The 25,490-nt window shown below is 65.2% G+C and carries 32 protein-coding genes and 1 tRNA gene; 17 read left to right on the forward strand and 16 right to left on the reverse strand.

The features are described 5' to 3' along the window. The first annotated feature begins 3 nt into the window (after positions 1 to 3). Positions 4 to 156 (forward strand): hypothetical protein, encoded by a 153-nt coding sequence (locus tag EF888_RS21755; protein WP_164721622.1) that lies wholly within the window; start codon positions 4 to 6, stop codon positions 154 to 156. Further along, positions 153 to 695 carry a GNAT family N-acetyltransferase gene (locus EF888_RS08535; RefSeq protein ID WP_164721623.1) on the forward strand — a complete coding sequence of 181 codons (543 nt, stop codon included), beginning with the start codon at positions 153 to 155 and terminating at the stop codon, positions 693 to 695. The genes EF888_RS21755 and EF888_RS08535 overlap by 4 nt, the downstream gene beginning before the upstream one ends. Here the strand turns inward: EF888_RS08535 and EF888_RS08540 are convergent. The 9 genes from EF888_RS08540 to EF888_RS08580 form a co-directional block, all read right to left on the reverse strand. Beyond that, on the reverse strand, positions 671 to 1,585 hold the full coding sequence (locus EF888_RS08540) for a calcium/sodium antiporter (RefSeq protein WP_109758601.1): 915 nt from the start codon (positions 1,583 to 1,585) through the stop codon (positions 671 to 673). The genes EF888_RS08535 and EF888_RS08540 overlap by 25 nt on opposite strands. A gap of 105 nt (positions 1,586 to 1,690) precedes the next feature. Next, positions 1,691 to 2,770, reverse strand: coding sequence for a 2'-deoxycytidine 5'-triphosphate deaminase (locus EF888_RS08545; RefSeq protein ID WP_109758602.1), 1,080 nt, complete (start codon positions 2,768 to 2,770; stop codon positions 1,691 to 1,693). A gap of 52 nt (positions 2,771 to 2,822) precedes the next feature. Continuing rightward, positions 2,823 to 2,900 (reverse strand) — tRNA-Pro (locus EF888_RS08550). A gap of 64 nt (positions 2,901 to 2,964) precedes the next feature. Further along, entirely contained in the window at positions 2,965 to 3,708 is a 744-nt protein-coding gene (locus tag EF888_RS08555; protein WP_164721624.1) for a MerR family transcriptional regulator, read from the reverse strand. 5 nt (positions 3,709 to 3,713) lie between these two features. Beyond that, positions 3,714 to 4,016 (reverse strand): integration host factor subunit alpha, encoded by a 303-nt coding sequence (ihfA, locus tag EF888_RS08560; protein ID WP_109758604.1) that lies wholly within the window; start codon positions 4,014 to 4,016, stop codon positions 3,714 to 3,716. Positions 4,017 to 4,215: 199 nt separating this feature from the next. Further along, the gene (locus EF888_RS08565) at positions 4,216 to 5,187 is read right to left on the reverse strand and encodes a beta-ketoacyl-ACP synthase III (protein WP_109758605.1); all 972 of its coding nucleotides are present in this window, start codon (positions 5,185 to 5,187) and stop codon (positions 4,216 to 4,218) included. Beyond that, complete coding sequence (plsX, locus tag EF888_RS08570; RefSeq protein WP_109758606.1) at positions 5,184 to 6,296, reverse strand: phosphate acyltransferase PlsX; 1,113 nt, start codon at positions 6,294 to 6,296, stop codon at positions 5,184 to 5,186. Before plsX ends, EF888_RS08565 begins: the two co-directional genes overlap by 4 nt. Before the next feature lie 22 nt (positions 6,297 to 6,318). After that, the gene (rpmF, locus tag EF888_RS08575) at positions 6,319 to 6,525 is read right to left on the reverse strand and encodes a 50S ribosomal protein L32 (RefSeq protein WP_109758607.1); all 207 of its coding nucleotides are present in this window, start codon (positions 6,523 to 6,525) and stop codon (positions 6,319 to 6,321) included. Positions 6,526 to 6,670: 145 nt separating this feature from the next. Continuing rightward, complete coding sequence (locus tag EF888_RS08580; protein ID WP_109758608.1) at positions 6,671 to 7,210, reverse strand: YceD family protein; 540 nt, start codon at positions 7,208 to 7,210, stop codon at positions 6,671 to 6,673. Between the two features lie 79 nt (positions 7,211 to 7,289). Here EF888_RS08580 and EF888_RS08585 point away from each other — a divergent pair, with 79 nt between their 5' ends. Further along, the gene (locus EF888_RS08585; protein ID WP_109758609.1) at positions 7,290 to 7,754 is read left to right on the forward strand and encodes an outer membrane protein assembly factor BamE; all 465 of its coding nucleotides are present in this window, start codon (positions 7,290 to 7,292) and stop codon (positions 7,752 to 7,754) included. 17 nt (positions 7,755 to 7,771) lie between these two features. Here the strand turns inward: EF888_RS08585 and msrB are convergent, their stop codons facing one another. Further along, positions 7,772 to 8,167: a peptide-methionine (R)-S-oxide reductase MsrB gene (msrB, locus tag EF888_RS08590; protein WP_109758610.1), complete on the reverse strand. Its 396-nt coding sequence runs from the start codon at positions 8,165 to 8,167 to the stop codon at positions 7,772 to 7,774. 100 nt (positions 8,168 to 8,267) lie between these two features. On the opposite strand from msrB, the gene EF888_RS08595 reads away from it, so the two are divergent. Together EF888_RS08595 and EF888_RS08600 are read left to right on the forward strand one after the other, a co-directional pair. After that, entirely contained in the window at positions 8,268 to 9,011 is a 744-nt protein-coding gene (locus EF888_RS08595) for a GNAT family N-acetyltransferase (protein ID WP_109758611.1), read from the forward strand. A 45-nt stretch (positions 9,012 to 9,056) separates the two neighbouring features. Further along, entirely contained in the window at positions 9,057 to 10,865 is a 1,809-nt protein-coding gene (locus tag EF888_RS08600) for an ABC-F family ATP-binding cassette domain-containing protein (RefSeq protein ID WP_109758612.1), read from the forward strand. Here the strand turns inward: EF888_RS08600 and EF888_RS08605 are convergent. Both EF888_RS08605 and EF888_RS21760 read right to left on the reverse strand, forming a co-directional pair. Beyond that, on the reverse strand, positions 10,857 to 11,450 hold the full coding sequence (locus tag EF888_RS08605) for a hypothetical protein (protein ID WP_109758613.1): 594 nt from the start codon (positions 11,448 to 11,450) through the stop codon (positions 10,857 to 10,859). The genes EF888_RS08600 and EF888_RS08605 overlap by 9 nt on opposite strands. 44 nt (positions 11,451 to 11,494) lie before the next feature. Next, positions 11,495 to 11,644: a hypothetical protein gene (locus EF888_RS21760; RefSeq protein WP_164721625.1), complete on the reverse strand. Its 150-nt coding sequence runs from the start codon at positions 11,642 to 11,644 to the stop codon at positions 11,495 to 11,497. A 267-nt stretch (positions 11,645 to 11,911) separates the two neighbouring features. Here EF888_RS21760 and rplM point away from each other — a divergent pair, with 267 nt between their 5' ends. Next, positions 11,912 to 12,370 (forward strand): 50S ribosomal protein L13, encoded by a 459-nt coding sequence (gene rplM / locus EF888_RS08610; protein WP_109758614.1) that lies wholly within the window; start codon positions 11,912 to 11,914, stop codon positions 12,368 to 12,370. 2 nt (positions 12,371 to 12,372) lie between these two features. After that, on the forward strand, positions 12,373 to 12,876 hold the full coding sequence (gene rpsI / locus EF888_RS08615; RefSeq protein WP_109758615.1) for a 30S ribosomal protein S9: 504 nt from the start codon (positions 12,373 to 12,375) through the stop codon (positions 12,874 to 12,876). A gap of 328 nt (positions 12,877 to 13,204) precedes the next feature. Here rpsI and EF888_RS08620 read toward each other — a convergent pair whose 3' ends face one another. Beyond that, entirely contained in the window at positions 13,205 to 15,046 is a 1,842-nt protein-coding gene (locus tag EF888_RS08620; protein WP_109758616.1) for an ABC-F family ATP-binding cassette domain-containing protein, read from the reverse strand. 136 nt (positions 15,047 to 15,182) lie between these two features. Here EF888_RS08620 and ndk point away from each other — a divergent pair, with 136 nt between their 5' ends. Then, positions 15,183 to 15,605, forward strand: coding sequence for a nucleoside-diphosphate kinase (gene ndk / locus EF888_RS08625; RefSeq protein ID WP_109759005.1), 423 nt, complete (start codon positions 15,183 to 15,185; stop codon positions 15,603 to 15,605). Here ndk and EF888_RS08630 read toward each other — a convergent pair. From EF888_RS08630 to EF888_RS22440, 3 genes are all read right to left on the reverse strand, one after another. Continuing rightward, on the reverse strand, positions 15,572 to 16,024 hold the full coding sequence (locus EF888_RS08630; protein WP_109758617.1) for a DUF4112 domain-containing protein: 453 nt from the start codon (positions 16,022 to 16,024) through the stop codon (positions 15,572 to 15,574). The genes ndk and EF888_RS08630 overlap by 34 nt on opposite strands. Before the next feature lie 228 nt (positions 16,025 to 16,252). Then, positions 16,253 to 16,597: a TfoX/Sxy family DNA transformation protein gene (locus tag EF888_RS08635; RefSeq protein WP_109758618.1), complete on the reverse strand. Its 345-nt coding sequence runs from the start codon at positions 16,595 to 16,597 to the stop codon at positions 16,253 to 16,255. 39 nt (positions 16,598 to 16,636) lie between these two features. Then, the gene (locus EF888_RS22440) at positions 16,637 to 16,768 is read right to left on the reverse strand and encodes a hypothetical protein (protein ID WP_277601039.1); all 132 of its coding nucleotides are present in this window, start codon (positions 16,766 to 16,768) and stop codon (positions 16,637 to 16,639) included. A 587-nt stretch (positions 16,769 to 17,355) separates the two neighbouring features. On the opposite strand from EF888_RS22440, the gene EF888_RS22060 reads away from it, so the two are divergent. The 9 genes from EF888_RS22060 (at position 17,356) to EF888_RS08675 (ending at position 25,490) form a co-directional block, all read left to right on the forward strand. Then, positions 17,356 to 17,574: a Flp family type IVb pilin gene (locus EF888_RS22060; protein WP_206508471.1), complete on the forward strand. Its 219-nt coding sequence runs from the start codon at positions 17,356 to 17,358 to the stop codon at positions 17,572 to 17,574. A 75-nt stretch (positions 17,575 to 17,649) separates the two neighbouring features. Beyond that, positions 17,650 to 17,808 (forward strand): hypothetical protein, encoded by a 159-nt coding sequence (locus EF888_RS21765; protein ID WP_164721626.1) that lies wholly within the window; start codon positions 17,650 to 17,652, stop codon positions 17,806 to 17,808. A 21-nt stretch (positions 17,809 to 17,829) separates the two neighbouring features. Next, entirely contained in the window at positions 17,830 to 18,648 is an 819-nt protein-coding gene (gene cpaB / locus EF888_RS08645; protein ID WP_109758620.1) for a Flp pilus assembly protein CpaB, read from the forward strand. A gap of 82 nt (positions 18,649 to 18,730) precedes the next feature. Then, positions 18,731 to 20,569, forward strand: a complete 1,839-nt coding sequence (locus EF888_RS08650; RefSeq protein ID WP_206508473.1) for a TadE/TadG family type IV pilus assembly protein — start codon at positions 18,731 to 18,733, stop codon at positions 20,567 to 20,569. A 9-nt stretch (positions 20,570 to 20,578) separates the two neighbouring features. Further along, positions 20,579 to 21,112 (forward strand): TadE/TadG family type IV pilus assembly protein, encoded by a 534-nt coding sequence (locus EF888_RS08655; RefSeq protein WP_109758622.1) that lies wholly within the window; start codon positions 20,579 to 20,581, stop codon positions 21,110 to 21,112. Positions 21,113 to 21,126: 14 nt separating this feature from the next. Beyond that, on the forward strand, positions 21,127 to 21,855 hold the full coding sequence (locus EF888_RS08660; RefSeq protein ID WP_206508475.1) for a TadE/TadG family type IV pilus assembly protein: 729 nt from the start codon (positions 21,127 to 21,129) through the stop codon (positions 21,853 to 21,855). Positions 21,856 to 21,875: 20 nt separating this feature from the next. After that, positions 21,876 to 23,081 carry a CpaE/TadZ family protein gene (locus tag EF888_RS08665; protein WP_109758624.1) on the forward strand — a complete coding sequence of 402 codons (1,206 nt, stop codon included), beginning with the start codon at positions 21,876 to 21,878 and terminating at the stop codon, positions 23,079 to 23,081. Positions 23,082 to 23,093: 12 nt separating this feature from the next. Continuing rightward, positions 23,094 to 24,500, forward strand: a complete 1,407-nt coding sequence (locus tag EF888_RS08670) for a TadA family conjugal transfer-associated ATPase (RefSeq protein ID WP_241239852.1) — start codon at positions 23,094 to 23,096, stop codon at positions 24,498 to 24,500. Positions 24,501 to 24,503: 3 nt separating this feature from the next. Next, positions 24,504 to 25,490 (forward strand): type II secretion system F family protein, encoded by a 987-nt coding sequence (locus EF888_RS08675; RefSeq protein ID WP_109758625.1) that lies wholly within the window; start codon positions 24,504 to 24,506, stop codon positions 25,488 to 25,490.

The following is a 25,490-nucleotide window of genomic DNA, read 5'->3' on the forward strand; positions in this document are numbered from 1 at the left end:
CAGATGAACGCGAACAGGCTGATCAACATGGCGATCAACATGGTCTTCCGTCACGGGATGCGCTGGCTGAACAAGGGCCAGAAGGTCGATCCGCGCGTGAAGAAGACGCAGCAGACCATGAAGGCGATGCGGAAGATCAACCGGCTGATGAAGTGAGCCTGCGCATCCGGCGTCTCGTGTCGGTGGACGAAGTGCACGGGCTGACGCCGCACCTGGCGGACTACGTCCGCTTCGTTTGCGACGACCTCGTTCGCGCCGGCGCGCCGCGATTCCAGCCAGACGGCCTTCTGTCGAAGACCCTCGCTCACCTGCAAGACGTGGTGCCGCCGCGTGGCTATGCTTTCGTGGCCGAGGATGACGGGGATGCTGTCCTCGGCATGGTCTTCCTGCGTCCGTCAGGGGCAGGCGCAATGGAGATCAAGCGCCTCTACGTTCCGCCCGCGGGTCGCGGCATGGGCGTCGGTCGGGCTCTGGTGATGGCGGCCGTGGCAGCCGCGCAGGAGGCGGGAGCAGCGGTCGTCCGGCTCGATTCAACGCGCAACCTGACGCCCGCTCTCGACCTCTACCGCAAGCTCGGCTTCGTCGAGAGGGACGCCTTTCCCGAAAGCGACCTTGCAGGCGATCCCGTCCTGGGCCCCTGGGCGATCTACATGGAGTTGCCCCTCAGCCCTCAGGGCCAGAGCATCCAGAGATAGACGACGTAGAGCGCGAGGAAGGCCAGGCCCTCGGTTCGCGTGACGCGAAGACCCGTTCGGCAGACGACCAGAAGAGCCACCGTCGCCGCAAGAAGGATGCCGCCGTCGCGGACCGACATGTCGGCCGGCACGGTGATCGGCGTAATCAGCGCGGTCAAACCGAGGATACCGAGGATGTTGAAGATGTTCGAGCCGATGACGTTGCCGAGTGCAATGTCGCCCTCGCCCTTGCGTGCCGCGATCACCGAGGTGACGAGTTCGGGCAAGGAGGTGCCGACCGCGACGATGGTCAGCCCGATCACCGCCTCGGACACACCCGCCGCTTCGGCCAGCGCCACCGCGCCCTGCACGAGAAGCATGGCCCCCCCGATCATGCCGACGAGGCCTCCGGCGAGGTAGGCCGCCGAACGCCCCGCGCCGACCATCGCCGTCTCCTCTTCTGCCTCGGGCCGGGGCGAGGTGCGGATGACATAGGTGAGGTAGGCGATCAGGCCAGCGAAGAGGACGAACCCGGCAAGCCGACTCGCCTCGCCCAGAAAGAGGATGGCGACAGCGGCGAGGGTGGCCGCGATCAGCACCACGGAATCGCGCTTGAGCGCCGACCGGTCGACAATGATCGGCATCATCACCGCAGCGAGGCCGAGGATCAGGAGGATGTTGGCGATGTTCGACCCGACGACGTTTCCGACAGCGATGCCGGGAGCATCCTCGAGGGCTGCGACGAGGCTCGTCGCCAGTTCCGGCGCCGAGGTGCCGAAGCCAACCACGGTCACGCCGATCACGAGGGGAGAGAGACGCAGGCGGCGCGCCAGTGCCACGGCGCCCCGGACCAGAAGCTCGCCGCCGACGACGAGGACAACAAAACCGACAAGGATGAGGACAATGTTCAAGAGGCACCTGTGCACGAGCGGCACGGGCGCCGCGTGAGAGACATTGTGGCGGAGACGCTTGGCGTCAAGGTCGGTCGTGGGTTCGGGAAAAATGAAACTGGGCGCTCAGTTCCTAAGCGCGCGGAAATGCTTCGACAGCTTCAGCCCCTGGCCCTGGTAGTTGGACGCGATCTCGCGGCCGTAGAGCGTCTCGGGCATGGCGGCCATTGACTCGTAGACCAGCCGTCCCACGATCTGGCCGTGTTCCAGGACGAAGGGCGCTTCGTGGCACCGGACTTCCAGCACCCCGCGCGAGCCCGAACCGCCCGCCTCGGCCCATCCGAAGCCCGGATCGAAGAACCCGGCGTAGTGGACACGGAACTCGCCCACCATCGCGACATAGGGCGCCATCTCGGCGGCGTGGGTGGGCGGGATCGTCACCGCCTCGCGGCTGACGAGGATGTAGAAAGCGCCGGGGTCGAGGATGATACGGCCGTCGCGGGTATGAACCTCTTCCCAGAAATCCGAGGGTTCGTAGTGGCCGATACGGTCAAGGTCGATCAGCCCTGTGTGCGGCTTGGCGCGATAGCCGACGAGGCTGCCCTTTGCGGGCCGCAGGTCGACCGAAAAACCGAGCCCGTCGTCGATCACTGCCTCGCCGTCGACAAGACCGACCCTGCCGTGAAGGGCCGCCAGCGACACGTCGTCCAACTCGGCATGACCCTCGCGGAACCGGATCTGGTTCAGGCGCATTCCGGGCCGAACGAGAACCGAGAACGAGCGGGGACAGATCTCGGCGTAGAGCGGACCCTCGTAACCCAAGGGGATGCGGTCGAACTCGGTGCCGCCATCGGTGATGCAGCGGGTAAGGAGGTCGAGACGCCCTGTGGAACTCTTGGCGTTCGCCACGGCGCTGACCTGCGGCGGCAGCTTCAGCCGCTCCATCAGCGGGACGACGTAGACGCAGCCTTTCTCGAGCACCGCGCCGTGTGTCAGGTCGATCCGGTGCATCTCGAAGTCGGACAGGCGGTCGGCGACGGTCGCATCTCCCGTCAGGAACGAGGCGCGGACGCGGAAGGCCACGCGCCCAAGGCGAAGGTCGAGAGAGGCGGGCTGGACCTGCGCTTCGTCGACATCGCGTTCCGCCGCGACGGCGCCCTCGGCGACAAGCCGACGGAGACGGGTGTCGGGAAGAACGCCGGTCATGCCGCGCAGGCCACCCGTATGACGGGCCGCGGCGGTTGGTTCCGGTGTCGATTGGTCGGGCTAGCAGGATTCGAACCTGCGACCTTCCGTCCCCCAGACGGACGCGCTAACCAGGCTGCGCCATAGCCCGACAGGGCGCCTTCTGGCCGAAAATCGAACCGGGGGCAAGACCCAAGTCGGGCGCCGGACACGGTTCAGGACGCCCGGTCGAGAATGGCCCGAAGGCGTCCGGCGGCGGCGGCGAGATCGTCGCGGTAACGGGCAAGAACGGCGGGGTCCGCAAGCCGCAGGCGCAGTGCGGCCGAAGGGGCGGCGGCGAAGCTTTGGTCGTCGTCCTCGGGGTCCGCGTCCGGCACGTCGGGCGTAGGCGGTATGGACCCACGCGGGGGGGCGGAAGCTTCGGGGGACGCGGCTTCGGCGGGCGTCTCGTCGGTGTCCGTATGCCCGTCGTCGGACGAGACGCTGGCATGAACCTCGGGTTCGGACGTGGGAGCGCTTCGGTGCGAGAAGAGCGGGGCCGGTGCCGCGATCTCGTCGTCGAGGACCGGGTCCGGCGCGGCGCCGTGCGTCGAGCGGGCAGGTGCCGCGGGGGTCGCCGGGGAAGCGGGCGCGGGCCGCGCCTCGACCGAGATCACCTCGTCGTCCGCGTCGTCGACCATCCCGAAAAGCGGCGGCGAAAAGCCCGAGACGTGCTTGATCCCCTGTTCGCGGAACATCTTCTGCACGCCCCGGATCGTCATGCCCTGGTCGTGCAGCAGCGTCTTGACGCCGCCGATCACGCGCATGTCGGCGGGGCGGTAGTAGCGCCGCCCGCCCGCGCGTTTGACCGGTTTGATCTGGCTGAACCGCGACTCCCAGAACCGCAGGACGTGCGTGGGCACGTCGAGCCAGTCGGCGACCTCGGAGATCGTGCGGAAGGCGTCGCGGGACTTCTCCACCAGGATCAGCCCTTATTGCCGGCGGCCACGCGCTCTTTCATCAGATGGGACGGACGGAAGGTCAGCACGCGACGCGGCAGGATCGGGACCTCCTCGCCGGTCTTGGGATTCCGTCCGACGCGGGCCGCCTTGTCACGGATCGAGAAGGTGCCGAAGGACGAAATCTTGACCTGTTCGCTTTTCACGAGGGCGTCCGACATGTGCTGAAGGACGCTTTCGACAAGCTGCGCGGATTCGTTGCGGGAGAGCCCGACTTCGCGGAACACCGCGTCGCTCAGGTCCATCCGCGTCAAGGTCTTCTCGCTCATTCGGTCCCCCCGGTGTTTGCAGGGCAGAATGAGCGCGAAGAAATTCCGAGTCAATAACAAGCGCTTGGAATGAGGCGCTCAATCGGGGCCTTAGCTTGGCGGGGGCGGGGTTCCGCGCAGGCCTGCCTGCTGCCCCTGTTGGTGACCCGCGTGGGCTTCCCGGAAGGTCCGCTCTACGCGTCCAACGTGCCGTCCAAGGTCACCACCGCAGCACCACCGACCCCCAGGCCAGTCCGCCCCCGATCGCTTCGGTGACGACGAGGTCGCCCCGCTTGATCTGGCCGCGCTCGACGCCGACCGACAGCGCCAGCGGGATGGACGCGGCCGAGGTATTGCCGTGGTCCTGCACGGTAACGACGACGCGGTCCATGCCGACGCCCATCTTATGCGCCGTCGACTTGATGATCCGCAGGTTTGCCTGGTGCGGCACAATCCAGTCGACGTCATCGCCGGTCAGCCCCAGTTTGCCGAGCGAGGTGTGGGCGGTCTGGGCCAGCTTCTCGACCGCGTGGCGGAAAACCTCCTTGCCCTGCATGCGGAGGAGGCCTGTCGTCTGGGTCGAGACGCCGCCGTCGACGTAGAGGATGTCGCGGTGGCGTCCGTCGGAATGGAGGTCGGTGGCGAGGATGCCGCGGTCGTCGTTCGTCCCCTGTCCGTCTTCGGCCTCGAGAACGACGGCACCGGCGCCGTCGCCGAAGAGGACACAGGTGCCGCGATCCTCCCAGTCGAGAATGCGCGAGAAGGTCTCCGCGCCGATGACGACGACGCGCGTCGCTTGGCCGGACACGATCAGCGCGTTGGCCTGCGCCAGCGCGAAGACGAAGCCCGCGCAGACGGCCTGGATGTCGAAGGCAAAGCCGCCGGTCATGCCCAGACGGTCCTGCACCATCGTTGCGGCCGAGGGGAAGGTGAGGTCGGCGGTCGAGGTGGCGACGATCAGCGCGTCGACGTCGGTGGCGGCGATGCCTGCCATCTTCAGCGCCTTCTCGGCGGCCGAGGCGGCCATGCCCGAGGTGGTCTCGCCCTCGGCGGCGAAGTGGCGGCGTTCGATGCCGGTTCGCGAGACGATCCACTCATCGGTGGTGTCGATCTTGTCCTCGAACCAGGAATTCGGAACGACGCGGGCGGGCAGATGGTGCCCGACGCCTCGCACAACGGCGCGTAGTGTCATCTTGCCTGCTCGTCTGCGGCCGCTCGTGCGGTCTCGGTCGCGGCATCCTGCCCGTCGGTGTCGCCGGATGCAACCCGCGCCGCGAGACGTTCGGTGAAGCGTGACTCGGCAAGTTGGAAGGCAAGCTTGATCGCGGCCGACACGCCTGTGGCGTCGGCCGAGCCATGGCTTTTCACGACGGTGCCGTTGAGGCCGAGAAAGACACCGCCGTTGACGCGGCGGGGATCGATGCGCTTCGACAGGCGGCCGAGCGACGTTACGGCGAGGAGGGCCGCGATGCGGCTGAGCGGCGTGGCCCGGAAAGCGTCGCGCAAAAGGTCGCGGATCAGACGCGCCGTGCCCTCGCCGGTCTTCAGCGCCACGTTGCCGGTGAAGCCGTCGGTCACGATCACGTCGACGCGGTTCGAGGGGATGTCGCCGCCTTCGACGAAGCCCACGAAGTCGATCTTGGCCTCGTCGGCGGCCGCCGTGATCAGGTCGTGCGCTTCCTTCATCTCGGGCCGGCCCTTGTTTTCCTCCGTCCCCACATTCAGGAGCCCGACCCGTGGGCGCGAAACGCCGAGACCATTCCGGGCATAGCTGCCGCCCATCCGCGCATACTGGAGAAGGTCCTTGGCGTCGGCGCGCACGTCCGCACCCACGTCGAGCATGACGTTGAAGCCGCCCGGATTGCGCGAGGGCCAGAGGCACGCGATGGCGGGGCGGTCAATGCCGGGCAGTTTCCTCAGCCGCAGCATGGACACCGCCATCAGCGCGCCGGTGTTTCCGCAGGACACCACGGCCTGCGCCTCTCCCGACTTCACCGCGTCGACGGCAGCCCACATCGAGGTGGACTTGCCGTTGCGCATGACATGGGAGGGCTTGTCGTCCATGCGGACGACATCGGGGGCATCGCGCACCTCGACCCGAGCGCCGAGCCGGCGCTTGTCGATCAGCGGCCTGATTTCCGATTCACGCCCGAAGACGAGAAAACGCACGGAGGGGTTTTTCTGGACGCTCTTGGCGATCCCGGCGACGATCGCCGTCGGGCCCAGGTCGCTGCCCATTGCGTCCACGGAAATGGTTATGGGCGTCGCGGCGCCGGAGGGTCGATCGGTCTGGTCCGTCATCGCCACGGCGTCACGAGGACGCTCAGGCCGCGTCGTCGTCCAGGTCGATCTCGTCGGCCTGCGCGATCACTTCGCGGTCATCATAATGGCCGCAGGCGCCGCAGACGTGGTGCGGACGCTTGAGTTCGCCGCAATTCGGGCACTCTCCGGGATTGCCCGCAGTCAGCGAGTCATGCGCGCGGCGCATGTTCCGGCGGGACGGGGTGACTTTGTTCTGCGGGACAGCCATGTCCAATTCCTCGGTCTAGACGGAGGGGCCGTGCCCCGGTTTCTGAGGTCGAACCGGTCTTACGCCCCGGGGCGCACCATGTCCAACCCATTGTACGAATGAGGGCCGGAACATACTGCGATTCCTCAGGATGGCAAGCGGGTTTTCAGGCGTCCTTGTCTTCGTTTCCGGAGAGTCCGTCGCGCAGCGCCCTGAGTCCGGCGAAGGGCTTTGCATCCTCGTCCGTCATGGGGGCGCGACCGGGTTCGGTGACCGAGACCTCGACAGGCTCGACACCTTCCGCGCGGGGAAACAGGGGCAGGGCGAGCGCGAGGGCCTCGACCATCACCGCCTCGACATCGACGATCGAGGGCAGGGCCTCGGCGTTGTCGTCCTCGGGCATCTCGACCTCGTCGCCTTCCGGCTCGATCCAGTCCGAGAGGTAGCGGCGCGTCACCTCCTCGTCGATGCGGGTCGTGACGGGGGCGCCTGTCACCACGCAGGACTGAACGACCGTCGCGCCCAGGTCGGCCTCGAGCGTCACGTCGCGACCGCCTGAGGGCGCGAGGGTGCCGATGAAGCGCAGCTTCTTCAGACCCACGATCCCCAGTTCGGTGGCAAGGGCGTCACGCGCCGCGGCGTCGGGCTCGACGGCGAACGAGACGATGTCGCGGATCTTCGCGACCGGGAAGCGGCTTTCAGGCATGAGCCTCTCCTTGATCAGCAGGCGCAGTCTGGATATGCCGACTAGGCGGCAGCGGGCCGCGTGGCAAGGGGCGAGCGACATGACGGCAGCGCGGACGGCGATGGTGATCCTGGCCCTGGCAGCCGTGCCGGGCTGCGCGCGCATCGACTCGAGCCACGGCTATATCCCTGACGAATCGACGCTGCGCGATATCCGGGTTGGCCGCGACACCAAGGAAACCGTCGCGCGCATCGCCGGACAGCCGGGAACCGAGGGCGTCATCGACGACCGGGGATGGTACTACGTCAAGTCGGACTACGAGAGGTTCCTCTGGCGTGCGCCGGTCGAAACCGACCGCGAGGTCGTCGCGGTCAGCTTCACCGAAACGGGCGTCGTTGAGAATATCGAGCGTTTCGGCCTCGAGAACGGCCGGGTCGTGGCGCTGAACCGCCGCGTCACCACGTCGAACACGCGCGGAGTCGGTTTCCTGCGCCAGCTCTTCTCCAACCTCGGCAACATCGACGCGGGCCAGTTCCTTGGCGGCGGCAGCCGGGACTCCAACTAGGATGCGCGGCCGGAGGGTCATTCCTCCGGCTCGAACTCCAGCGACACGCCGTTGATGCAATAGCGCAGGCCCGTGGGTTTCGGGCCGTCGGGGAAGACGTGCCCCAGATGTCCCTCGCAGCGGGAGCAATGAACCTCGGTCCGGCGCATGAAGAAGCTCCGGTCTTCCTTCTCCTCGACCATCTCGGGATCGGCCGGCTGGTAGAACGACGGCCAGCCTGTGCCCGACTCGAACTTGTGCGCCTGGTCGAACAGGGGCGCGCCGCAGCCCTTGCACAGGAAGGTGCCTGGCGTCTTGGGAAAGTCGTCGTGCGTGAAGGCGCGCTCGGTCCCGTGCTTGCGCAGCACCTTGTATTCCAGGTCGTCGAGCTCGGCCCGCCATTCCGCGTCCGTCTTGGTCACCTTCTCGGCCATGTCGTCCTCCTGTCATGTCTCCGTCGCAGCTTGCGCGGCATCCTCGGGCCGTCAATATCTAGGAGCGCGGCGCCAAGCCGCCAGTGCCGGAGGCCCGCGAATGCGGTCACGAGAGCGATTTAGGGCGCGTTTGGCGACGACGGACGACGACCTGCGGCGCGCGCAGGCGCTGCGCCATCTCGCCTTCGTCACGGCGCGGAGCCTGCCAGCAAGGCCCGGCGGCCTTGAGACGGACGCATTCGACGCCATCTGCCGGCATGTCCTCGTCGAGGACGCGTCCGCCGACCTCGCCGCGACCTTCCGGTTCCTGCCGCTGACCTCGGGGGCCGAGATAGGGCGCAGCTACTCGGCAAGTTACTACGACCTGGCGGCTCTGGCGTCCTATGACCGGCCGATGGTCGAGATGGGGCGGTTCTGCATTCGCCCCGGCCTGCACGCCCCGGACGTGTTGCGTTGCGCCTGGGGCGCGATGACGGACTTCGTCGACCGCGAGGGCGTCGGAATGCTGTTCGGCTGCTCGTCGTTCGAGGGCACCGACTGGGCCGATTACGCCGACGCCTTCGCGATGCTGCGCGAGCGGCACCTCGCGCCCAAGAGGTGGCTTCCGCGCATCAAGGCGCCCGATGTCTTTCGCTTCGCCGCCCGGCTGAGGCGCTCGCCGGACCGGGTTCGGGCGCTGAAGACGATGCCGCCGCTTCTGCGGTCCTATCTCGGGATGGGCGGATGGGTGTCGGATCATGCCGTTGTCGACCGCGACCTTGGCACGCTGCACGTCTTCACCGGGCTCGAGATCGGGCGGATCCCGGCTGCGCGGGCGCGGCTGTTGCGGGCCTCGGTCGCCTGAGGGCGGTGTTGACGTTGCGCTGCGGCGGCTCTACGCCCCGCCATCATGGCCCGTCCCCCTCTCCTGCAACTCACCGACATCTCGCTGACCTTCGGCGGCGATCCCGTTTTCCAGGGCCTGTCCCTGACCGTCCAGCCCGGCGACCGGCTGGCGCTGGTCGGGCGCAACGGGTCGGGAAAGTCGACCCTTCTCAAGGTCATGGCGGGTCTCGTCGAACCTGACGAGGGCGCCCGCGTCCTCTCGCCCGGCGATGGCGTCGGCTACATGGAGCAAGAGCCGGCGATGACCGGTTGCGAAACGCTGATGGACTTCGCCCTGCGCGACCTGGGCGAGGCCGATGCCTGGCGGGTCGAAGCGGCGGCCGAGGGTCTGAAGCTGAACCTCTCGCAGCGGGTCGAGACCGCTTCCGGCGGCGAGCGGCGGCGGGCGGCGCTGGCGAAGCTTCTGGCGGAAGCGCCGGACCTGATGCTTCTCGACGAACCGACGAACCACCTCGACATCGAGGCCATCGGCTGGCTGGAGGATCGGCTGTCCGAGATGCGCCAGGCCTTCGTCCTCATCAGCCACGACCGCGCCTTCCTGCGCGCCCTGACCCGCGCGACGCTCTGGATCGACCGGGGCGAGGTGCGGCGTCGCGAGGGTGCTTTCGAAGGATTCGAGGACTGGCGCGACACCGTCTGGTTCGAAGAGGACCAGGCGCGCCACAAGCTCGACCGCAAGATCAAGGCCGAGGCGAAGTGGGCAGTCGAAGGGATCAGCGCGCGGCGCAAGCGCAACCAGGGCCGGGTACGGGCGCTTCAGTCGCTTCGGGAGGAACGATCCTCGCAGATCCGGCGCGAAGGCACGGCGGCGATGGCGCTTGACTCGGGTCCGAAGTCGGGTCGTCGAGTGATGGAGGCGAAAGGCATTTCAAAGACCTACGGCGACAAGTTGATCTGCCGCGACTTCTCGCTGCGCGTTTTGCGGGGCGACAGGGTTGCCTTCGTCGGGCCGAACGGCGTGGGCAAGACCACGATGATCGAGATGCTGACCGGGAAGATTGCGCCCGACGAGGGCACGATCACGCTTGGCACAGGTTTGGAGATCGCCGTGTTCGACCAGCGCCGCGCCGCGCTCGACCCCGAGATGACGCTTTGGGAAAGCATGACGGGCGACACCGACATGCGTGTGTCGGGACGCGCCGACCAGGTCATGGTGCGGGGCACGCCCCGGCATGTCGTCGGCTATCTCAAGGACTTCCTCTTCGACGAGGTGCAGGCCCGCGCGCCGGTGGGATCGCTCTCGGGCGGCGAAAAGGCCCGGCTTCTGCTTGCCAAGCTGATGGCCAAGCCGTCGAACGTGATGGTGCTGGACGAGCCGACCAACGATCTGGACATCGAGACTCTGGATTTGCTTCAGGAGATCCTCGACGACTACGACGGCACGGTTCTACTGGTCAGCCACGACCGCGACTTTCTGGACCGGGTGGCGACCACGACGGTCGCGTTCGAAGGGCAGGGACGTATCGTCGTCCATGCCGGCGGCTGGTCGGACTATGCGCCGAAGCGGAAGCTGGTCGAGGCCTCCGTCTCCTCCACAAGGGCCGACAAGCGTCGGCAAGAGCAAGAAAAAACCGCATCGAAGGATGGCGGCCTGACGTTTACGGAGCGCCACCGGCTTGACGCGCTGCCGAAGGAAATCGCGCGGCTCGAGGCGGAAATCGCGAAGCTGTCGCTTCTGATGTCTGACGCCGAATTGTTCAGCCGCGAGCCTGTCAAATTCCGCAAGGCGACCGACGCCCTCGCGGAGCGGCAGTCGAAGCTGGCCGCGGCCGAGGAGGAGTGGCTGGCGCTGGAAGAAAAGGCGTCAGGCTGACGGGTGAAGGACGGGACTGAAGCCACCCTTGAGGGCAGCGACGCTTGTCGGGGGCGTCAGGACGGTGACGATACCCGTCATGCGGGGGCGGGGGTCGCCATAGCCTGAGGGCGACACCGGACGCAGGCGGTCGCCCTGGACGAGCAGCGGGATGGTGTCGAGGATGATCGCCCCGTCGGGCAGGGTCGCCGCATCGGTCTGGTAGCGGCGCTGGCCGAAGGTGCGGGGAATGGCGCGTTCGGTATGGAGGCGGTCATCCATGTCACTTGCTCTGGACGTGAGACCCGCTGCCCGTCGGTAGGCATCGAAGGCGCTCCGACGGCAGAGCGCGCAGGGGCGATGGCCGGCGGCGAGGGCCACGGCGTCGTCGAGGAAGAACAGTTCGGTATAGGCGCCCGGCGTCATGACCGTCCGGTGCCAGCCCTTGTGCTCGAGAACGCAGATGATCCAGGACTTGTGTTTCCAGAGAGCGCGGCCGATGTGGCCCCGCTCGTCGTGGAGGATGCCGCGATTCCCCATGAAGAGACCTCGAGCGGGGTCCGCCACGAGATCTCCGGTGGCCAGCATACGGTTGCGATGCGTCATGCCCCGAGTCTAGGGCGCGGCGCATCGCTTCGGAAAGGGAAAGATCAGCCCTCGGAGCGGCGGCTGACGCTGAGGAACACGATGGTCGCCGCGGCGATGGCCACAACGACGGGGACCGGGTTGCCGAGGCCGATGGCGACGGTGGCGAGCGCGAAACCCGCGGCGAGGAAGAGGAGGAAGAAGTTGGCGATCATGCGATGTCCATCCCGAACTCGAAAATACTCTCACTGGACAACATACTGGACGCGAATTGGGTCCATCCGATTGCCAAGGGACGGATTTTTCGAGGTTCTTTCAGGCGTTTCGGAGGCGCGCCAAACCCGGACAATTTTGGGGTATTCCAATACCATAATAACAAGCTGCTGAAATTTAATGACTTATTGGGCCAGATTGACGTTGACGGCGCCGCCGATTCCTTTAGAAGCCGCACATCAAACGCAATCCCATCCAGGGCAGAGACAATGAAGACGTTCACCGCAACACCGGCGGACATCGATAAGCAGTGGATCATCATCGATGCCGAAGGCGTCGTGCTGGGCCGCCTTGCCTCGATCGTCGCCATGCGCCTGCGCGGCAAGCACAAGCCGTCGTTCACCCCACACATGGACATGGGTGACAATGTCATCGTCATCAACGCCGAGAAGGTCCAGGTGACCGGCAACAAGCGCGAAAAGCCGAACTACTGGCATACGGGCTTTCCGGGCGGCATCAAGTCGCGCACCACGGGTCAGATCCTCGAGGGCGCTCATCCCGAGCGCGTCGTGATGCAGGCCGTGAAGCGCATGCTTCCCGGCGGCCCGCTGTCGCGAAAGCAGATGACCAACCTTCGCGTCTACGCCGGGACCGAGCACCCGCACGAAGCGCAGAAGCCCACCGTTCTGGACGTCGCGTCCATGAACAAGAAGAACACCCGGAGCTGAAGATGGCCGAAGACATCAAAACGCTGGACGATCTCAAGGACGTCGTTTCGCAGGACATCGGCGGCGTCACCGGCGCCCCTGCCGAAGAACGTGCGCCGCGGGAGCAAGTCCGTGACTCGCTCGGCCGCTCCTATGCGACCGGCAAGCGCAAGGACGCGGTTGCCCGCGTCTGGATCAAGCCGGGCTCCGGCAAGGTCGTCGTGAACGGCAAGGAAATCGCGGTCTACTTCGCGCGCCCCGTGCTTCAGATGATCCTTCGCCAACCCTTCCAGGTGGCTGGCGTCGACGGCCAGTTCGATGTGGTCGCCACCGTCAAGGGCGGCGGTCTTTCAGGCCAGGCCGGCGCAGTAAAGCACGGCATCTCGAAAGCGCTTCAGCTCTATGATCCCAGCATGCGCGGCGCTCTCAAGGCCGCCGGCTTCCTGACCCGCGACAGCCGCGTGGTCGAGCGGAAGAAGTACGGCCGCGCCAAGGCCCGGAAGAGCTTCCAGTTCTCGAAGCGCTGAGTTTCGGGACACACGATCAGCATCGGGCGCGGCTTCGGTCGCGCCCTTTGCTATTGGACCGAAAGAAAAAAGCGCGCCCTGCAAGGCGCGCTTTTCTTCACCTTCCGGTCTGTCGGTTCAGCGCGACTTGCGCACCAGTCGCGCCAGAAGGACAACGGCGATACCGGCCGACAGAAGAGAGGAAATACCGAGCAACTCGTAAACGGCCATGACAGGTGACTCCTTGAACACTCTTAAACAAGGCAGAAACTAGCACCGATCATGGCGTGATTGTGGCGAAATCTGGCCGATCTCACGGAAACAATCCGTTGCCGCCTGCGCAGCCCGGTCAGCCGCCGGATTGCTCGAGGCGTTCCAGAGCCTTCAGCCACAGAGCCTCGGCACGCTCAAGACCGTGCTCCACCTCAGCGAACTTCCTCTGCCAGCCTTCGGCTTCCTTAAGGCGCGTCTCTTCGTAGATGGCCGGATCGGCGAGCTTGACCGAAAGCTTCTCGCGCATCTCCGACAGCTTGCCGACGCGCGACTCGGCGTCCGACACCGCCTGACGAAGCTGCGCGATGTCGTGGCGGCTGGCGGACGGCGCCCGTTCCTTCTTGCCGGACTTGGGCGCAGGCATGTCGAGAAGCATCCGCCGGTAATCCTCGAGATCGCCGTCCCAGGGGGCCACGCGCCCGTCCTTCACCAGCCACAGGGCATCAGCGACGTGGGACAGAAGGTGCATGTCGTGGCTGACGAGGATGACTGCCCCGGAATAGGCGGTCAGCGCCTCGATCAGCGCCTCCCGGCTTTCCATGTCGAGGTGGTTGGTCGGTTCGTCGAGGATCAGCATGTGCGGCGCGTCGAGCGTGGCGAGAAGAAGCGAAAGACGCGCCTTCTGACCACCCGACAGCCGTCCCGCAACGGTGTCGGCCTGCTCGGCGCCGATGCCGAAGCCGGCGAGACGCGCGCGGAGCTTGGCGGGGGTCTCGCCGGGCCGCAGACGGCGGATGTGGTCGAGGGGCGTCTCGTCGATGTGCAACTCGTCGAGCTGATGCTGCGCGAAATAGCCGATGCGAAGCTTGCGGGCCCGCGTGATGCGTCCGCCCAAGGGGTCGAGCTTGCCCGCCAGCAGTTTCGACAGCGTCGACTTGCCTTCGCCGTTGCGACCCAGAAGCGCGATCCGATCGTCCTGGTCGATCCGGAGGTTGAGCTTCGACAGTACGGCGCGCCCGTCGTAGCCGACGCTGGTGCTTTCCATGTTGATGATGGGGGGCGACAGCTCCTCGGGCTCGGGAAAGGTGAAGCGGCGCAGCGCCGCTTCCTGCGGGCTCGAGATCGGTTTCATCCGCGCGATCATCTTCAGCCGCGACTGGGCCTGCACCGCCTTCGACGCCTTGGCGCGGAAGCGGTCCACGAAGCTTTGCAGGTGAGCGCGCCGCGCCTCCTGCTTGCGGTTCTCGGCCTCGGCCACGGCGAGGCGGGCGGCGCGTGTCTCGGCGAAGGTGTCGTAGCTGCCCTGGTAGAGGGTCAGCTTTCGGTCCTCGAGATGGAGGATGGACGTCACGGCGCGGTTCAGAAGGCCGCGGTCGTGGCTGATGACGATGACGGTGTGCGGGTAGGAGGCGAGATAGCTTTCCAGCCAGAGCGCGCCTTCGAGGTCGAGATAGTTTGTGGGCTCGTCGAGCAGGAGAAGATCGGGCGCGCTGAACAGAACCCCCGCCAGCGCCACGCGCATCCGCCAGCCGCCCGAGAAGGCCGAGCAGGGCATTCCCTGTTCTTCGGTCGTGAAGCCGAGGCCCTTGAGGATGGCCGACGCCCGACCCTCGGCCGACCAGGCGTCGATGTCGGCGAGGCGCGTCTGGATCTCGGCGATGCGCGTGGGATCGGTTGCGGTCTCGGCCTCGGCCATCAGGCTCGCGCGTTCGGTGTCGGCCTCGAGCACGGTGTCGAGCAGCGAGGTCTCGGAGCCCGGCACCTCTTGCGCCACGCCGCCGATGCGGGCGCCCTTCGGCACGCGGATGTCGCCGCCCTCCAGCACCAGCTCCCCCCGGATCAGGCGGAAGAGCGTGGTCTTGCCGGTGCCGTTGCGTCCGACGAAGCCGACCTTGTGGCCGTCGGGAATGGTTGCCGAGGCGCCCTCGAACAAAGGGCGGCCTTCGACCGAGTAGCGGATGTCGTCGACTCTGAGCATGGGGCGGCATTAGCAGCCTTGCCGGAGGTCCGCCAGACGGGGTTTCCCTCACGCGACCGCCATGCTAGGCGGGCGGCCAAATCCGGGGTGGGACGCATGGGGCGCCCCGCCGGGACGTCCTGAGAGGCACATGACCATGGCGACCGAACGCACCCTTTCCATCATCAAGCCCGATGCGACCAAGCGCAATCTGACCGGCAAGATCAACGCCAAGTTCGAAGATGCGGGCCTTCGCATCGTCGCGCAGAAGCGCATCCACCTGACGAAGGCGCAGGCAGGCAAGTTCTACGAGGTCCACGCCTCGCGGCCGTTCTACGACGAGCTGTGCGAGTTCATGGCCTCGGGACCGGTGGTCGTGCAGGTGCTGGAAGGCGAAGGCGCCATCGCGAAGAACCGCGAAGTCATGGGCGCGACCAATCCCAAGGACTCTGCCGCCGGGACGATCCGCGCGGAATTCGCGGAATCGGTCGGCGAGAACTCGGTCCACGGCTCGGATGCGCCCGAGACGGCGAAGGACGAGATCTCCTACTTCTTCGCGGGAATGGAACTCGTCGGCTGAACGGCTGACGCGTCGACAGTCAGGGGCCGTCCATCGGGGCGGCCCTTTGTCTTTTCGACATGCTCCCTCAGCAGGGCCACGTTCCGGAGGTTGGCCTTGAAGCCGACGTCGAACAGGTCGCCGAGAAGGGGGATAGTGCCGATGACCCAGTCGATGCCGGAGTTGACCGCCATCCGGCCAAGGACGTGGTTGGGCGCGCCCATGTTCCAGGCGCTGCCGATGATCCAGGCGGACGGGGCGAGGGCGAGGGTGTCGCCGATGCCGGGGACGAGACCCACGATACTGTCGAGGCCGACGCGTATCCGCGTGCCCGGAATGCGAAGGGCGCTGTCCATGAGACTGGCCATGCGCTCGAGCTTGGCGAGGCGGGCGAGGTCGTCCACGCCGTCGTACCTGCGGGTATAGGTGGTGTCGGTCATATCGAGGCCCAATCCTTGAACGAGCGGCGGTAGTTCAATGGCGCCTTGCGGGGCGAGGGAGTCTTCGGCCTTTGCAGCGGCTCGCCCGTGGCGCGTTCCACCAGGGGGGCGATGCGGGCGAGGCGAGAGCGAAGGACATCTTTGCTTTCGCGCGGGCGGGGGGGATCGGACGCCTGTGTCATGGCAGGGAAACCTCCGGAAACGCGGGCGGTTCCGAAAAAGTGCCGCTCAGGAATCGAGCCGGACGCCCAGCCCGTCCAACTCGCGGCGCAGCGAGAGGCTGGGCCCGTCGTTCTGCGGCCTGGGGCGTGCCCCCGCGCGGAGTGCATCGAAGCGAACGCGCAGGGCATCCTTCTCAGGCCCCTTGCAGTCGTGCCAGGGGCGGCCCTGAAGGCCCATGACGAGGGCGTAGTAGCCGATGAAGTGCGGGCGGGTGCCGGTCTCGAGAAGGCGGAGGTAGGCGGTGTCGGCGCCGATGGCGCGGATCGCGTCGGCCGTGGGCAGGCCGGCGCGGACGAATTCTTTCTCGGATGCCGGGCCGAGATTGCGGATGGCGGTGACGGGCTCGCTCATGGGGCCGAGGTTAGCGCCCCGCGCGTGCCGGCGGAAGGATCAGATCGAGGCCCAGTCGCGGATGGGGCGCGGCAGGGGCGCGTCCTTCGGTCCGCGCGCGGGGGGCGTCTGCGCCTCGGGGTCGCGGCGGGGCGTCCAGCCCTGCGGGTCGGGGGTCTTGTCGTCGCTCATGCGCAGCTCCAGTCCCGGATCGCCCCTGTCTTACGCTGTCCTTGGCAAGGGGCGAAAAGATGGCCCGTGTCGGACGACGAGGGGGTCATTTCGTGGGCGGGGGCGACGGGTGACCGGATTGTGGCGAGAATGTGGCGGCTCGATTTGCCGCAGGAAAGTTGTTCAGAAGATTATCCACAGGCTGCCGGGCCGGTGCTGGAGGCGACAAACCGCGCAGCGGGATTGGGGCCGTTGCCGAGGAATCCTGAGAAATCAGGGGTATTTGTGGGCGTTTCTGCATCAATCACCTCTCATTCGGCGTGTTGTTGCCGGGCGTCGCGCCGAAGGTCATCCACAGCCCTGATTCGCGGATTTCCGCCGAGGGAATCGCCCTTCAGGCGGCCAGTCTCCGCCGCAATCCGTCCGAATCCAGCCACATTTGTCCAAGAAAACAACCTAAGAGCGAAATTCTCATCTGAATCGACGATGTGGGAGGGGAAGGCGGTCGGTATCTTAAGAAATGAGCCGGGGGGGACAGTGATGTCGCCGGTTCGGGTGGGGACGCGTGATGCGTTCATCTCCAAGTCATGCGTAATAGGAGTACTGAAATGCGCAATCTTTTCCTGAAATTCCGTAAATCCGAAGACGGTGCGACCCTGGTCGAATACGGCGTCGCGCTGATCCTGGCGATCGTCGTTGGTGGAACGGCGCTGCTTGCTCTCGGTGGCGATGTTTCCGAGGTCATGGGCAACGCCTGCACGAGCGCCCTCGCCGACGGCGGCGCCGATTGCGCCGCGCCTGTGGTGCCTGCGCCTACCGTTCCGTGAGATGATGTGCCGGCATTGCCTCAAGCAATGCCGGCCTCTCCTTGCTTGCAAGTAGACACTTCTGAGATTCAAAACATGACCGCGATCCGTAAATTCATTGTCGTCGCCGCCGGAGCAACTCTTGTAGAGTACGCCGTGGCTCTTTTGGTGGTTATTATCGTCGGTAGTGCAACGATATCCGCCCTCGCCAACGCAGTCGGCACGGAGATCCGGGAAACCACCAGCGCCTTCTGACGCCACTTAAGGAGTGATTTCATGCGTATGCGTTCGCTACTGACCCTCGTGATCGGAATCGGCGTCGCCGGCTTTTCGGTCTATGCCTCTCGCGAGCTTCTCCAGGTCCAGACGGCGACCGCCTCCATCGACGCGAACGAGCCGAAACTCGTCAGCGTGGTCGTGGCCGCTCAGGACATCCCTTTCGGTAAGACGATCGAGGCGCACAAGCTGACCACGATCCAGTGGCCGACCGACGCGGTGCCGCCGGGCACCTACAGCGATTTTTCGACGCTAGTTCCTGAAGCCGGACAAGAGCCACGCCGCGCCAAACGGGCGATCGCCCAAGGCGAGCTCGTCCTTGCGAACAAGCTCTCCGAGTTCGGTGAGAAGGTGACGATCACCCAGACGCTCGGCAAGAACTCGCGAGCCATGGCGATCCGCGTCAACGCATCAACCGCAGTCGGTGGTTTCGTCACGCCGGGCGACACCGTTGACATCGTGCTTACCCAAGGCGGCGGCGAGAGCCTTCGGGCGGTCACCATCCTTCAGAACATCCGCATCATCGGCGTCGACCAGCAGGCCGACGAGAACAACGAGACGGCGAACGTCGCCAAGACTGTGACGGTCGAGGTGACGCCCGAGCAGGGCCAGAAGCTGGCGCTGGCCGAGAAGGCCGGGCAGCTTTCGCTCTCGCTTCGCACGCTCGACTCGGTTGTGGACGAGCCGATGGAGTCGATCAGGCTGTCGGACATCATCCGCGAGAAATCTCCGACCGAGGAAGGCCCGAAGATGACCATCAAGGTGCGTCGCGCGGGCGTCAACATCGAGAACGTGGAAGTCGAAGAACGCACCAACTGACCCTGCGGCGGCGGCCCGGATCTGCTCTCTGGGCCCCGCACCGCAGTTTCGCCTGGGGGACATTGGAATGGGACGGCATGTGATGGTACCGAGTGCAAAGCGCTTCGCCAAAGACGAGACCGGCGCCCTTCTGGTGTTCTTCGCCATCTGCTGCGCCGCCATTTTTCTCCTCGCGGCGCTCTCCTTCGATATCGGTCGGCGCGCCTCGACCCAGTCGGAACTTCAGTCCTTCGTCGATAACGTGGCACTGGCCGCAGCAGGCGAGTTGAATGGCTTTCCGGGCGCCCTGCAGCGCTCTCAAAATGCGGCGAACGACCTGATCCGGGACAGGTTTGCCATCGGCGGGAACGGAGATACGGACCTCGACGGGGAATCCTTCCACCTCGATTTCTATTCAACGCTTCCCGCAGCCGATTTCACGCCGATGACACGACTGCCGGCCGATGGTTGGCTCGATCCGGGCGAGGCTTCCAACGATCTCGTGGCACGCTTCGTCCGTATCTCGATGATCAACGACGAGCGCGGCGACAAGCGCGTCCAGGTGCCTTGGGCCTTTGCGCGACTCCTGTCGATCTTCTCGACCGACGACCTGCCGACCGAGATGGTCGGCGCCGAGGCGGTCGCGGGATTTACAAGCCTCGCCTGCGATGTCAGTCCGATCTTCTTTTGCATGCCGCCAACGCCGGCTAGCGGGGAACCATGGGATCCTTCCGCCAACATCGGCCAGACAATCCGGCTCGTTGCCGAAGGGGGCAACGGCAACGGCGGGGATTGGCATCCTGGCAACTTTGCCTGGCTCGACGTCTTCGATCAGGTGCCTGCGGAGGATCTGACCGACCCAGGTGGTCCCTGCTATGGCTTGAGAAACAACGATCTCTATGCGTGCCTCGTCGCAGGCCAAGGGGCGCTTTCACTCTGTTTCGAGAACGGCTACCTCAGCACCATGACGGGGAGGGCCGAGGGCTGGAGGCCTACGACGCTCAATTCTTTCTTCGACATGTACGATTCGGCGCAGATGGACATGGAAGACGATCCCAGGTATCCACCTGCGCCCGTGGTGACTAAGAGTTACGTCGATGGCTCGACCTGCGGCAACAACTCATCGCCAGATACGACAAGCACGACGATGGATCTGCCGCCCGACGATTGCTTCCGAGACGTCGGCGTGAGCGAATGTACCGCGTACTCCGGCGCGGGTGACCGCTATGGCGACTCTGATTGGACGCAAGGCCGGATTGACTATGTCGAGGCGAATTATTCGGTGGACCCTGATTCCCTTGGTAGGGTCGAGGACCACGAGGAATGGATTGATGATGATGGTACGATGTATCACGTCGACGACCCGTTCCGACCTGGAGCAACGAACATCCTTGCTCCCGTTCCGCCTCTTGAGACACAGCCTGTGGTGCGCGCTGGCCCCGACACTACCCGTTGGCAGTATTACAATGCAGAGGTCGCGACGTCGCTCTACTCAAATTCTGGTGCCTACTCTGCGGGTCCGGACGTAGTACCAAACCCCCGGCCTGGCGGGCCGCTTGACCTGATAAAAGACATCTACATCAACCCCGGTGATGCAAATCCTGCTTACGTTCGCGAGGGAAGTTCTTTGCCTTCCTGCAGCACCGACAACGCCGGCAACTCACTTGCTTCGGATGACCCGCGCCGCCGCGTCATTACTGCCGCTGCCGTCGACTGCGAATACTGGAGCAGTAATGCCAACCCGTTTGGCCGCGACCAGTTGAATGGTAGGTCGGGACAGTTCCTGGCGCAGTACTTCGTGGAACTGTTCCTGCTGAACCCGGCACGTCCGAGCGGGACAACCCGTGAGCTCTACGCCGAGGTCATCAGCGGTGCGCTTAACGGAGGCACCGACAACGTCGCGGAAGGCACCTTCCGCAACCTCGTGCAGCTTTACCGGTAGGGCGTAGACATGAAAATCAGAACTGCCCTTATCAAGTTCCGGAGGTCCGAGGACGGTGTGGCGCTCGTAGAATTTGCTTTGCTTCTTCCGGTCTTTCTACTTGCCTTCTTCGTGATCGTCGAATTCACGCGTTTGTTTTTTTCCTATCAGGGCGCCATCGTCGGTGTTCGTGATGCGGCGCGTTATATGGCTCGAACGACGAACGGCGATATCTGCGCCGATGCCGGCAGCGTCGGCGTTCCAGAAGTTATAACTTACAACGACGGCGACAGGTATTACGCCATTGTCCAGCGGAGCATGGATACTGAAATTGATGGCTTTCTTCCCGAACTCGTCGTGCTTGACTGGGTTTCTCGAAGTGTCACCTGCGTTAGCCACGCTGACGCTGACCGTTATCGGCAAGCCCGCGTGCCGATGGCAGAGGTTACGGCGCGCTTCACGATAACCTTCCCGTTGGTAGGCATCCTCGAGCTGAACGGACAAAGGGTACTCGAACCCTTGTGGCGCGATATAACAGATCTTTCTCGGGTTTATGGGGTGTGACCGTGACTATTCACTTGAAATCCCTGCCCGGTCGGTTCCGCAAAGACGAAACCGGAACCACCATGGTCGAGTTCGCGGTCGTCATCGCGCTGTTCCTCCTGATCCTATTTGCCATCCTCGATTTTGGCCGACTTGGTTACAATTGGGTATCGACCGAGAAAGCAATGCAGCGTGCCACCCGTATCGCCTCGGTCCGGCCGCCTATTTGCGCCAACATTCCATTGCATCATCGTCGAGAAGAAGGCACCAGCGCAGAATATCCCGCCGGCACCCTTTGTAGCGCAAATAATGGCATCTGCCAGCAGGTTAACCGTAGTTGTAGGCTGTCCGAGCCAAATGCTGCGAGCCTCGAGGCGCAGGCAGCCGCTGTCGAAATCTTTGATCTGATCGAGCCGCTATTGCCACAGGGCGCTACTAGCGCCAATGTAGTTCTGCGCTACAACTACGACCGCAATCTAGGTTTTGTGGGTGGACCGTACGTTCCCAACATCACAGCGGAGTTGGTGGGCGCCCAGAATGTGTGCGGCACCCAAGACCCCGTGGAAGGCGACGAAGACGCCCCAAGATATCCGCTGTTCTGCTTCGAATTCATGACACCGCTCAGCGCACTCGCTTCTACAGCGGGTGCCGCCAACGCCGATGGCATCCCGACAGGCGACGGCACCAACGCGGCTCGTATCCCTTTCCCGGATATCTCCGTCACTCTGCCTGCCGAGGATATGAATCTCGGAACCCGCGGCTGAACCACATCAAGGACCAACCGATGCACAATTCCATCCTCCTCATCTCCTCCGACGGCGCGATATCGGACCGGGTCGGAGAAGCCCTGTCCAAGATCGAAGGCGCCAGGGTGGCGACCGAGGCGGCGTCGGTCTCGCAGCTGAACGGGGCCGCAGTGAAGATGGCGGCCGATCATGACGTGGTCATCTTTGCGACCGATCCGTCAAACGCGGCCGACCTGACGGCGATCGAGCATCTGACCGAGCAGCGGAAGCCGGGCACGGTCTACCTCGCGCTTACCGACGGCGACCTGCCCCTGTCGAAGGCGCGCGCGCTGACGCGGGCCGGGGTGGACGACGTGTTACCCTATCCATCGTCGACGGGCGAACTGGTCGAGGTGGTAGGCTCGTGGATCGCGCGTCGCCGGGCCGAGACCGAAGAGCGGTACTCAGGCCCCTCTGCGGCGACCGGCAAGCTGATCGCGGTCTCTCAGGCGCGGGGCGGCATCGGGTCGACGACGGTCGCAGTGAACCTCGCCGACCAGCTTCTGCAGCGGAAGGGCACGTTCAAGAAAGAGGCGGGCAACCGCGTCTGCATCGTGGATCTCGACCTTCAGTTCGGAACCGTGGGCGACTTCCTCGACATGGACGAGCAGGAGGGACTTCTGCAACTCGCCTCCGAGCATTTCCTGCCCGACGCGCACTGGATCGAGCAGACGATCGTGCGCCTGCCGTCGGGGCTGAGCGTCCTCGCCGCTCCGCGCAAGTTCGCGCCGCTCGACTCGCTCCAGCCGGAGCAGATCGACGCGCTGATGAAGACGCTCAAGCTGATGTTCGACTATGTCGTCGTCGATCTGCCCCGTGCCCTTGTCAGCTGGGTCGAGCCGGTTCTGGCCGAGACGGACCGGATGTACATCGTCATGGACATGACGGTGCCCGCCGTCCGCGCCGCGCGCCGGCTGATGGATTTCGTCCTTGCCGACAACGCGCAGCTTCCGATCGAGTTGATCGTCAACCACGAGAAGAAGCCGATGATGCTGCGGGAGCATCACCGCGAGGCGCAGAAGGCGCTCGACACGTCGTTCACTCATTGGATCGCGCACGATCCAAAGGCGGCCCGCGAGGCCGTCGACTATGGCAAGCCGGTGTCCGAGGTGGCGGGCCGGTCCGATCTCTACAAGGGGATCGCCGCGCTCGCGAAGTCCACGATCGCCGAATTGCCGAAGTCCAAGGCTTCGGTACGAGTTTAAGGAGACACGGTCATGTTCAAGTCCTTCGGAAAGTCCGACGTGAAAACCCCGGCCGCGGTGGCGGTCAATGGCACAAGCCAGAAGGGGATGGACGCCGCGAACCGCGTCACCTCGTCGGCGTTGCGCTCGCTTGCCGGCAACGACAAGGAGTTGACCGACCGGCTGTTGCTGAAGAGCCGGCTGCACGAGGCGCTGCTCGAGCGGCTGAACCTCAGCGTGATCGACAAGGTGCAGACGGACGAGCTGCGCCGTGAAGTCGCGAACCTGGCGCAGGCGGTCCTGGCCGAGGAAAAGCGGCCGATGCGGACCGAGGACTTCAAGCTCATCGTCGACGAGCTGATGCACGAGGTGCTGGGCTACGGTCCGCTCGAGCCGCTCCTGGCCGATCCGACGGTGAACGACATCCTGGTGAACGGTCATGACAGCGTCTACGTCGAGCGCTTCGGCGTGCTGGAGGCGACCAAGGTCCGCTTCCGAGACGAACGGCACCTCTTGCGGATCATCGACAAGATCGTGTCGTCCATCGGACGCCGCGTCGATGAAAGCCAGCCCTGGGTCGATGCCCGACTGCCCGACGGCAGTCGTGTGAACGCGATCATCCGCCCCTGCGCCATCGACGGGCCGTCGCTGTCGATCCGCAAATTCTCGAAGAAGCCGATCCTTCTCGACAAGATGATCGAGCTCGGGTCGCTCAGCCAGGAGGCGGCGGGTCTGCTGCAGGCGCTGGTCGAGGCGCGGATGAACATCCTGATCTCGGGCGGTACCGGCTCGGGCAAGACGACGCTTCTGAACGCCATGTCGCGGTCGATCAGCGAACACGAACGCATCGTGACGATCGAGGACGCGGCCGAGCTTCAGCTTCAGCAGGCGCACGTCGTCCGGCTCGAGACCCGTCCGCCCAGCCCGAACGGCACCGGCGCGATCAGCCAGCGCGATCTTGTCCGGAACGCGCTTCGCATGCGCCCCGACCGGATCATCGTGGGCGAGGTGCGCGGCTCCGAGACCTTCGACATGCTCCAGGCGATGAACACGGGCCACGACGGTTCGATGACGACCGTCCACGCCAACACCGCGCGCGACGCTCTCAGCCGGATCGAGCAGATGGTGTCGATGATGGGGCTCGACCTGCCACTCTCGGCCATCCGGTCGCAGATCGCGTCCGGCATCAACTTCATCGTCCAGCTCAACCGACTGTCGGACGGCAACCGCAAGGTGATGAGCGTGTCCGAGATCACGGGCATGGAAGGCGAGACGATCACCATGCAGGACATCTTCGTCTTCAAGAAGACCGGCAAGGGCGAGAACGGCGAGGTTCAGGGGCAGTTCATGGCGACGGGGATGCGGCCCAAGTGCGCCGAGGCGCTGCTCGCGTCCGGCGTCGACCTCAGCCAGACCTCGTTCCTGGCACGGGGGAAGTAAGTCATGGACATGAAGACCATCACCGATCTTCTGGCCCAGGTCGACCTGCGCTTCGTCACCTATGTCGGTGCCGTCCTCGGGCTGCTCCTGGTGTTCGAGGGCCTGCGGCAGATGCTGTCGCGGACGGCCAACGTCGAGCAGGCCAAGAGCCGCCGGATGCGCCTGATCCAGAAGGGCGCCACGACCGAGGAAATCCTCAAGATCCTCAAGCCGACCGAAAAGCGCAGCTTCGTCGAGAGACTTCCCTTCGTCGGCGACCTGCCGGTGGTTCTCAGACAGGGCGGGATCACGATGGCGCCGGGCGCCTTCCTCGTGACCTGCTTCGCCGCCGCGGTGGCGATCTTCGTCGTGGGCATGCAGTTCATGGGCTGGCTCAACGCGCTGGCGCTTGGCTTCGTCGTCGGCCTGTTCCTTCCCATCCTCCAGGTGCGGATGAAGCGGAACGAGCGGATGAACCTTCTCGTCAAGCAATTGCCCGATGGTCTCGACCTCATGGCGCGCGGCCTGAAGGTGGGACACCCGCTGAACACGACGCTGGCGGCCGTGGCGAACGACATGCCCGACCCGATCGGCTCGGAGTTCGGCATCGTGGTCGACCAGGTCAGCTTCGGCGACGACCTGACTGAGGCCTTCCGCGACCTTTCGTCCCGCATCGACCAGGAGGACGTCCACTACCTCGCCACCGCCATCGCGATCCAGCACGGCACCGGCGGCGACCTGGCGCGGGTTCTCAACGTCCTGTCGCGGACGATCCGCGACCGTCTCAACATGCGCAAGAAGGTCAAGGCACTGACCGCGGAAGGCCGGCTGACAGCCGCGTTCCTGTCGTTCATCCCGGTGCTGATCTTCGTGGCGATGCAGATTCTGACGCCCAGCTACTATGGCTCGATCGCGAACGAACCCGAGGCGGTTCCCCTTGGCATCGCCATCGTCACGCTTTCGGTCCTGAATGCGCTGATCCTGCGCAAGCTCGTCAACTTCCGGTTCTGA

This window comes from Silicimonas algicola, from assembly GCF_003970735.1.
Taxonomy (GTDB): Bacteria; Pseudomonadota; Alphaproteobacteria; order Rhodobacterales; family Rhodobacteraceae; genus Silicimonas; species Silicimonas algicola.

What these genes read in the sequence shown, in the direction of transcription:
- EF888_RS21755 (WP_164721622.1), top strand. Translation starts at nt 4, where the DNA reads ATGAACGCGAACAGGCTGATCAACATGGCGATCAACATGGTCTTCCGT.
- EF888_RS08545 (WP_109758602.1), bottom strand. Translation starts at nt 2,770, where the DNA reads ATGACCGGCGTTCTTCCCGACACCCGTCTCCGTCGGCTTGTCGCCGAG.
- ihfA (WP_109758604.1), bottom strand. Translation starts at nt 4,016, where the DNA reads ATGAGCGAGAAGACCTTGACGCGGATGGACCTGAGCGACGCGGTGTTC.
- EF888_RS08565 (WP_109758605.1), bottom strand. Translation starts at nt 5,187, where the DNA reads ATGACACTACGCGCCGTTGTGCGAGGCGTCGGGCACCATCTGCCCGCC.
- plsX (WP_109758606.1), bottom strand. Translation starts at nt 6,296, where the DNA reads ATGACGGACCAGACCGATCGACCCTCCGGCGCCGCGACGCCCATAACC.
- rpmF (WP_109758607.1), bottom strand. Translation starts at nt 6,525, where the DNA reads ATGGCTGTCCCGCAGAACAAAGTCACCCCGTCCCGCCGGAACATGCGC.
- EF888_RS08580 (WP_109758608.1), bottom strand. Translation starts at nt 7,210, where the DNA reads ATGCCTGAAAGCCGCTTCCCGGTCGCGAAGATCCGCGACATCGTCTCG.
- EF888_RS08585 (WP_109758609.1), top strand. Translation starts at nt 7,290, where the DNA reads ATGACGGCAGCGCGGACGGCGATGGTGATCCTGGCCCTGGCAGCCGTG.
- msrB (WP_109758610.1), bottom strand. Translation starts at nt 8,167, where the DNA reads ATGGCCGAGAAGGTGACCAAGACGGACGCGGAATGGCGGGCCGAGCTC.
- EF888_RS08595 (WP_109758611.1), top strand. Translation starts at nt 8,268, where the DNA reads ATGCGGTCACGAGAGCGATTTAGGGCGCGTTTGGCGACGACGGACGAC.
- EF888_RS08600 (WP_109758612.1), top strand. Translation starts at nt 9,057, where the DNA reads ATGGCCCGTCCCCCTCTCCTGCAACTCACCGACATCTCGCTGACCTTC.
- EF888_RS08605 (WP_109758613.1), bottom strand. Translation starts at nt 11,450, where the DNA reads ATGACGCATCGCAACCGTATGCTGGCCACCGGAGATCTCGTGGCGGAC.
- EF888_RS21760 (WP_164721625.1), bottom strand. Translation starts at nt 11,644, where the DNA reads ATGATCGCCAACTTCTTCCTCCTCTTCCTCGCCGCGGGTTTCGCGCTC.
- rplM (WP_109758614.1), top strand. Translation starts at nt 11,912, where the DNA reads ATGAAGACGTTCACCGCAACACCGGCGGACATCGATAAGCAGTGGATC.
- rpsI (WP_109758615.1), top strand. Translation starts at nt 12,373, where the DNA reads ATGGCCGAAGACATCAAAACGCTGGACGATCTCAAGGACGTCGTTTCG.
- EF888_RS08620 (WP_109758616.1), bottom strand. Translation starts at nt 15,046, where the DNA reads ATGCTCAGAGTCGACGACATCCGCTACTCGGTCGAAGGCCGCCCTTTG.
- ndk (WP_109759005.1), top strand. Translation starts at nt 15,183, where the DNA reads ATGGCGACCGAACGCACCCTTTCCATCATCAAGCCCGATGCGACCAAG.
- EF888_RS08630 (WP_109758617.1), bottom strand. Translation starts at nt 16,024, where the DNA reads ATGACCGACACCACCTATACCCGCAGGTACGACGGCGTGGACGACCTC.
- EF888_RS08635 (WP_109758618.1), bottom strand. Translation starts at nt 16,597, where the DNA reads ATGAGCGAGCCCGTCACCGCCATCCGCAATCTCGGCCCGGCATCCGAG.
- EF888_RS22440 (WP_277601039.1), bottom strand. Translation starts at nt 16,768, where the DNA reads ATGAGCGACGACAAGACCCCCGACCCGCAGGGCTGGACGCCCCGCCGC.
- EF888_RS22060 (WP_206508471.1), top strand. Translation starts at nt 17,356, where the DNA reads ATGCGCAATCTTTTCCTGAAATTCCGTAAATCCGAAGACGGTGCGACC.
- EF888_RS21765 (WP_164721626.1), top strand. Translation starts at nt 17,650, where the DNA reads ATGACCGCGATCCGTAAATTCATTGTCGTCGCCGCCGGAGCAACTCTT.
- cpaB (WP_109758620.1), top strand. Translation starts at nt 17,830, where the DNA reads ATGCGTATGCGTTCGCTACTGACCCTCGTGATCGGAATCGGCGTCGCC.
- EF888_RS08650 (WP_206508473.1), top strand. Translation starts at nt 18,731, where the DNA reads ATGGTACCGAGTGCAAAGCGCTTCGCCAAAGACGAGACCGGCGCCCTT.
- EF888_RS08655 (WP_109758622.1), top strand. Translation starts at nt 20,579, where the DNA reads ATGAAAATCAGAACTGCCCTTATCAAGTTCCGGAGGTCCGAGGACGGT.
- EF888_RS08665 (WP_109758624.1), top strand. Translation starts at nt 21,876, where the DNA reads ATGCACAATTCCATCCTCCTCATCTCCTCCGACGGCGCGATATCGGAC.
- EF888_RS08670 (WP_241239852.1), top strand. Translation starts at nt 23,094, where the DNA reads ATGTTCAAGTCCTTCGGAAAGTCCGACGTGAAAACCCCGGCCGCGGTG.
- EF888_RS08675 (WP_109758625.1), top strand. Translation starts at nt 24,504, where the DNA reads ATGGACATGAAGACCATCACCGATCTTCTGGCCCAGGTCGACCTGCGC.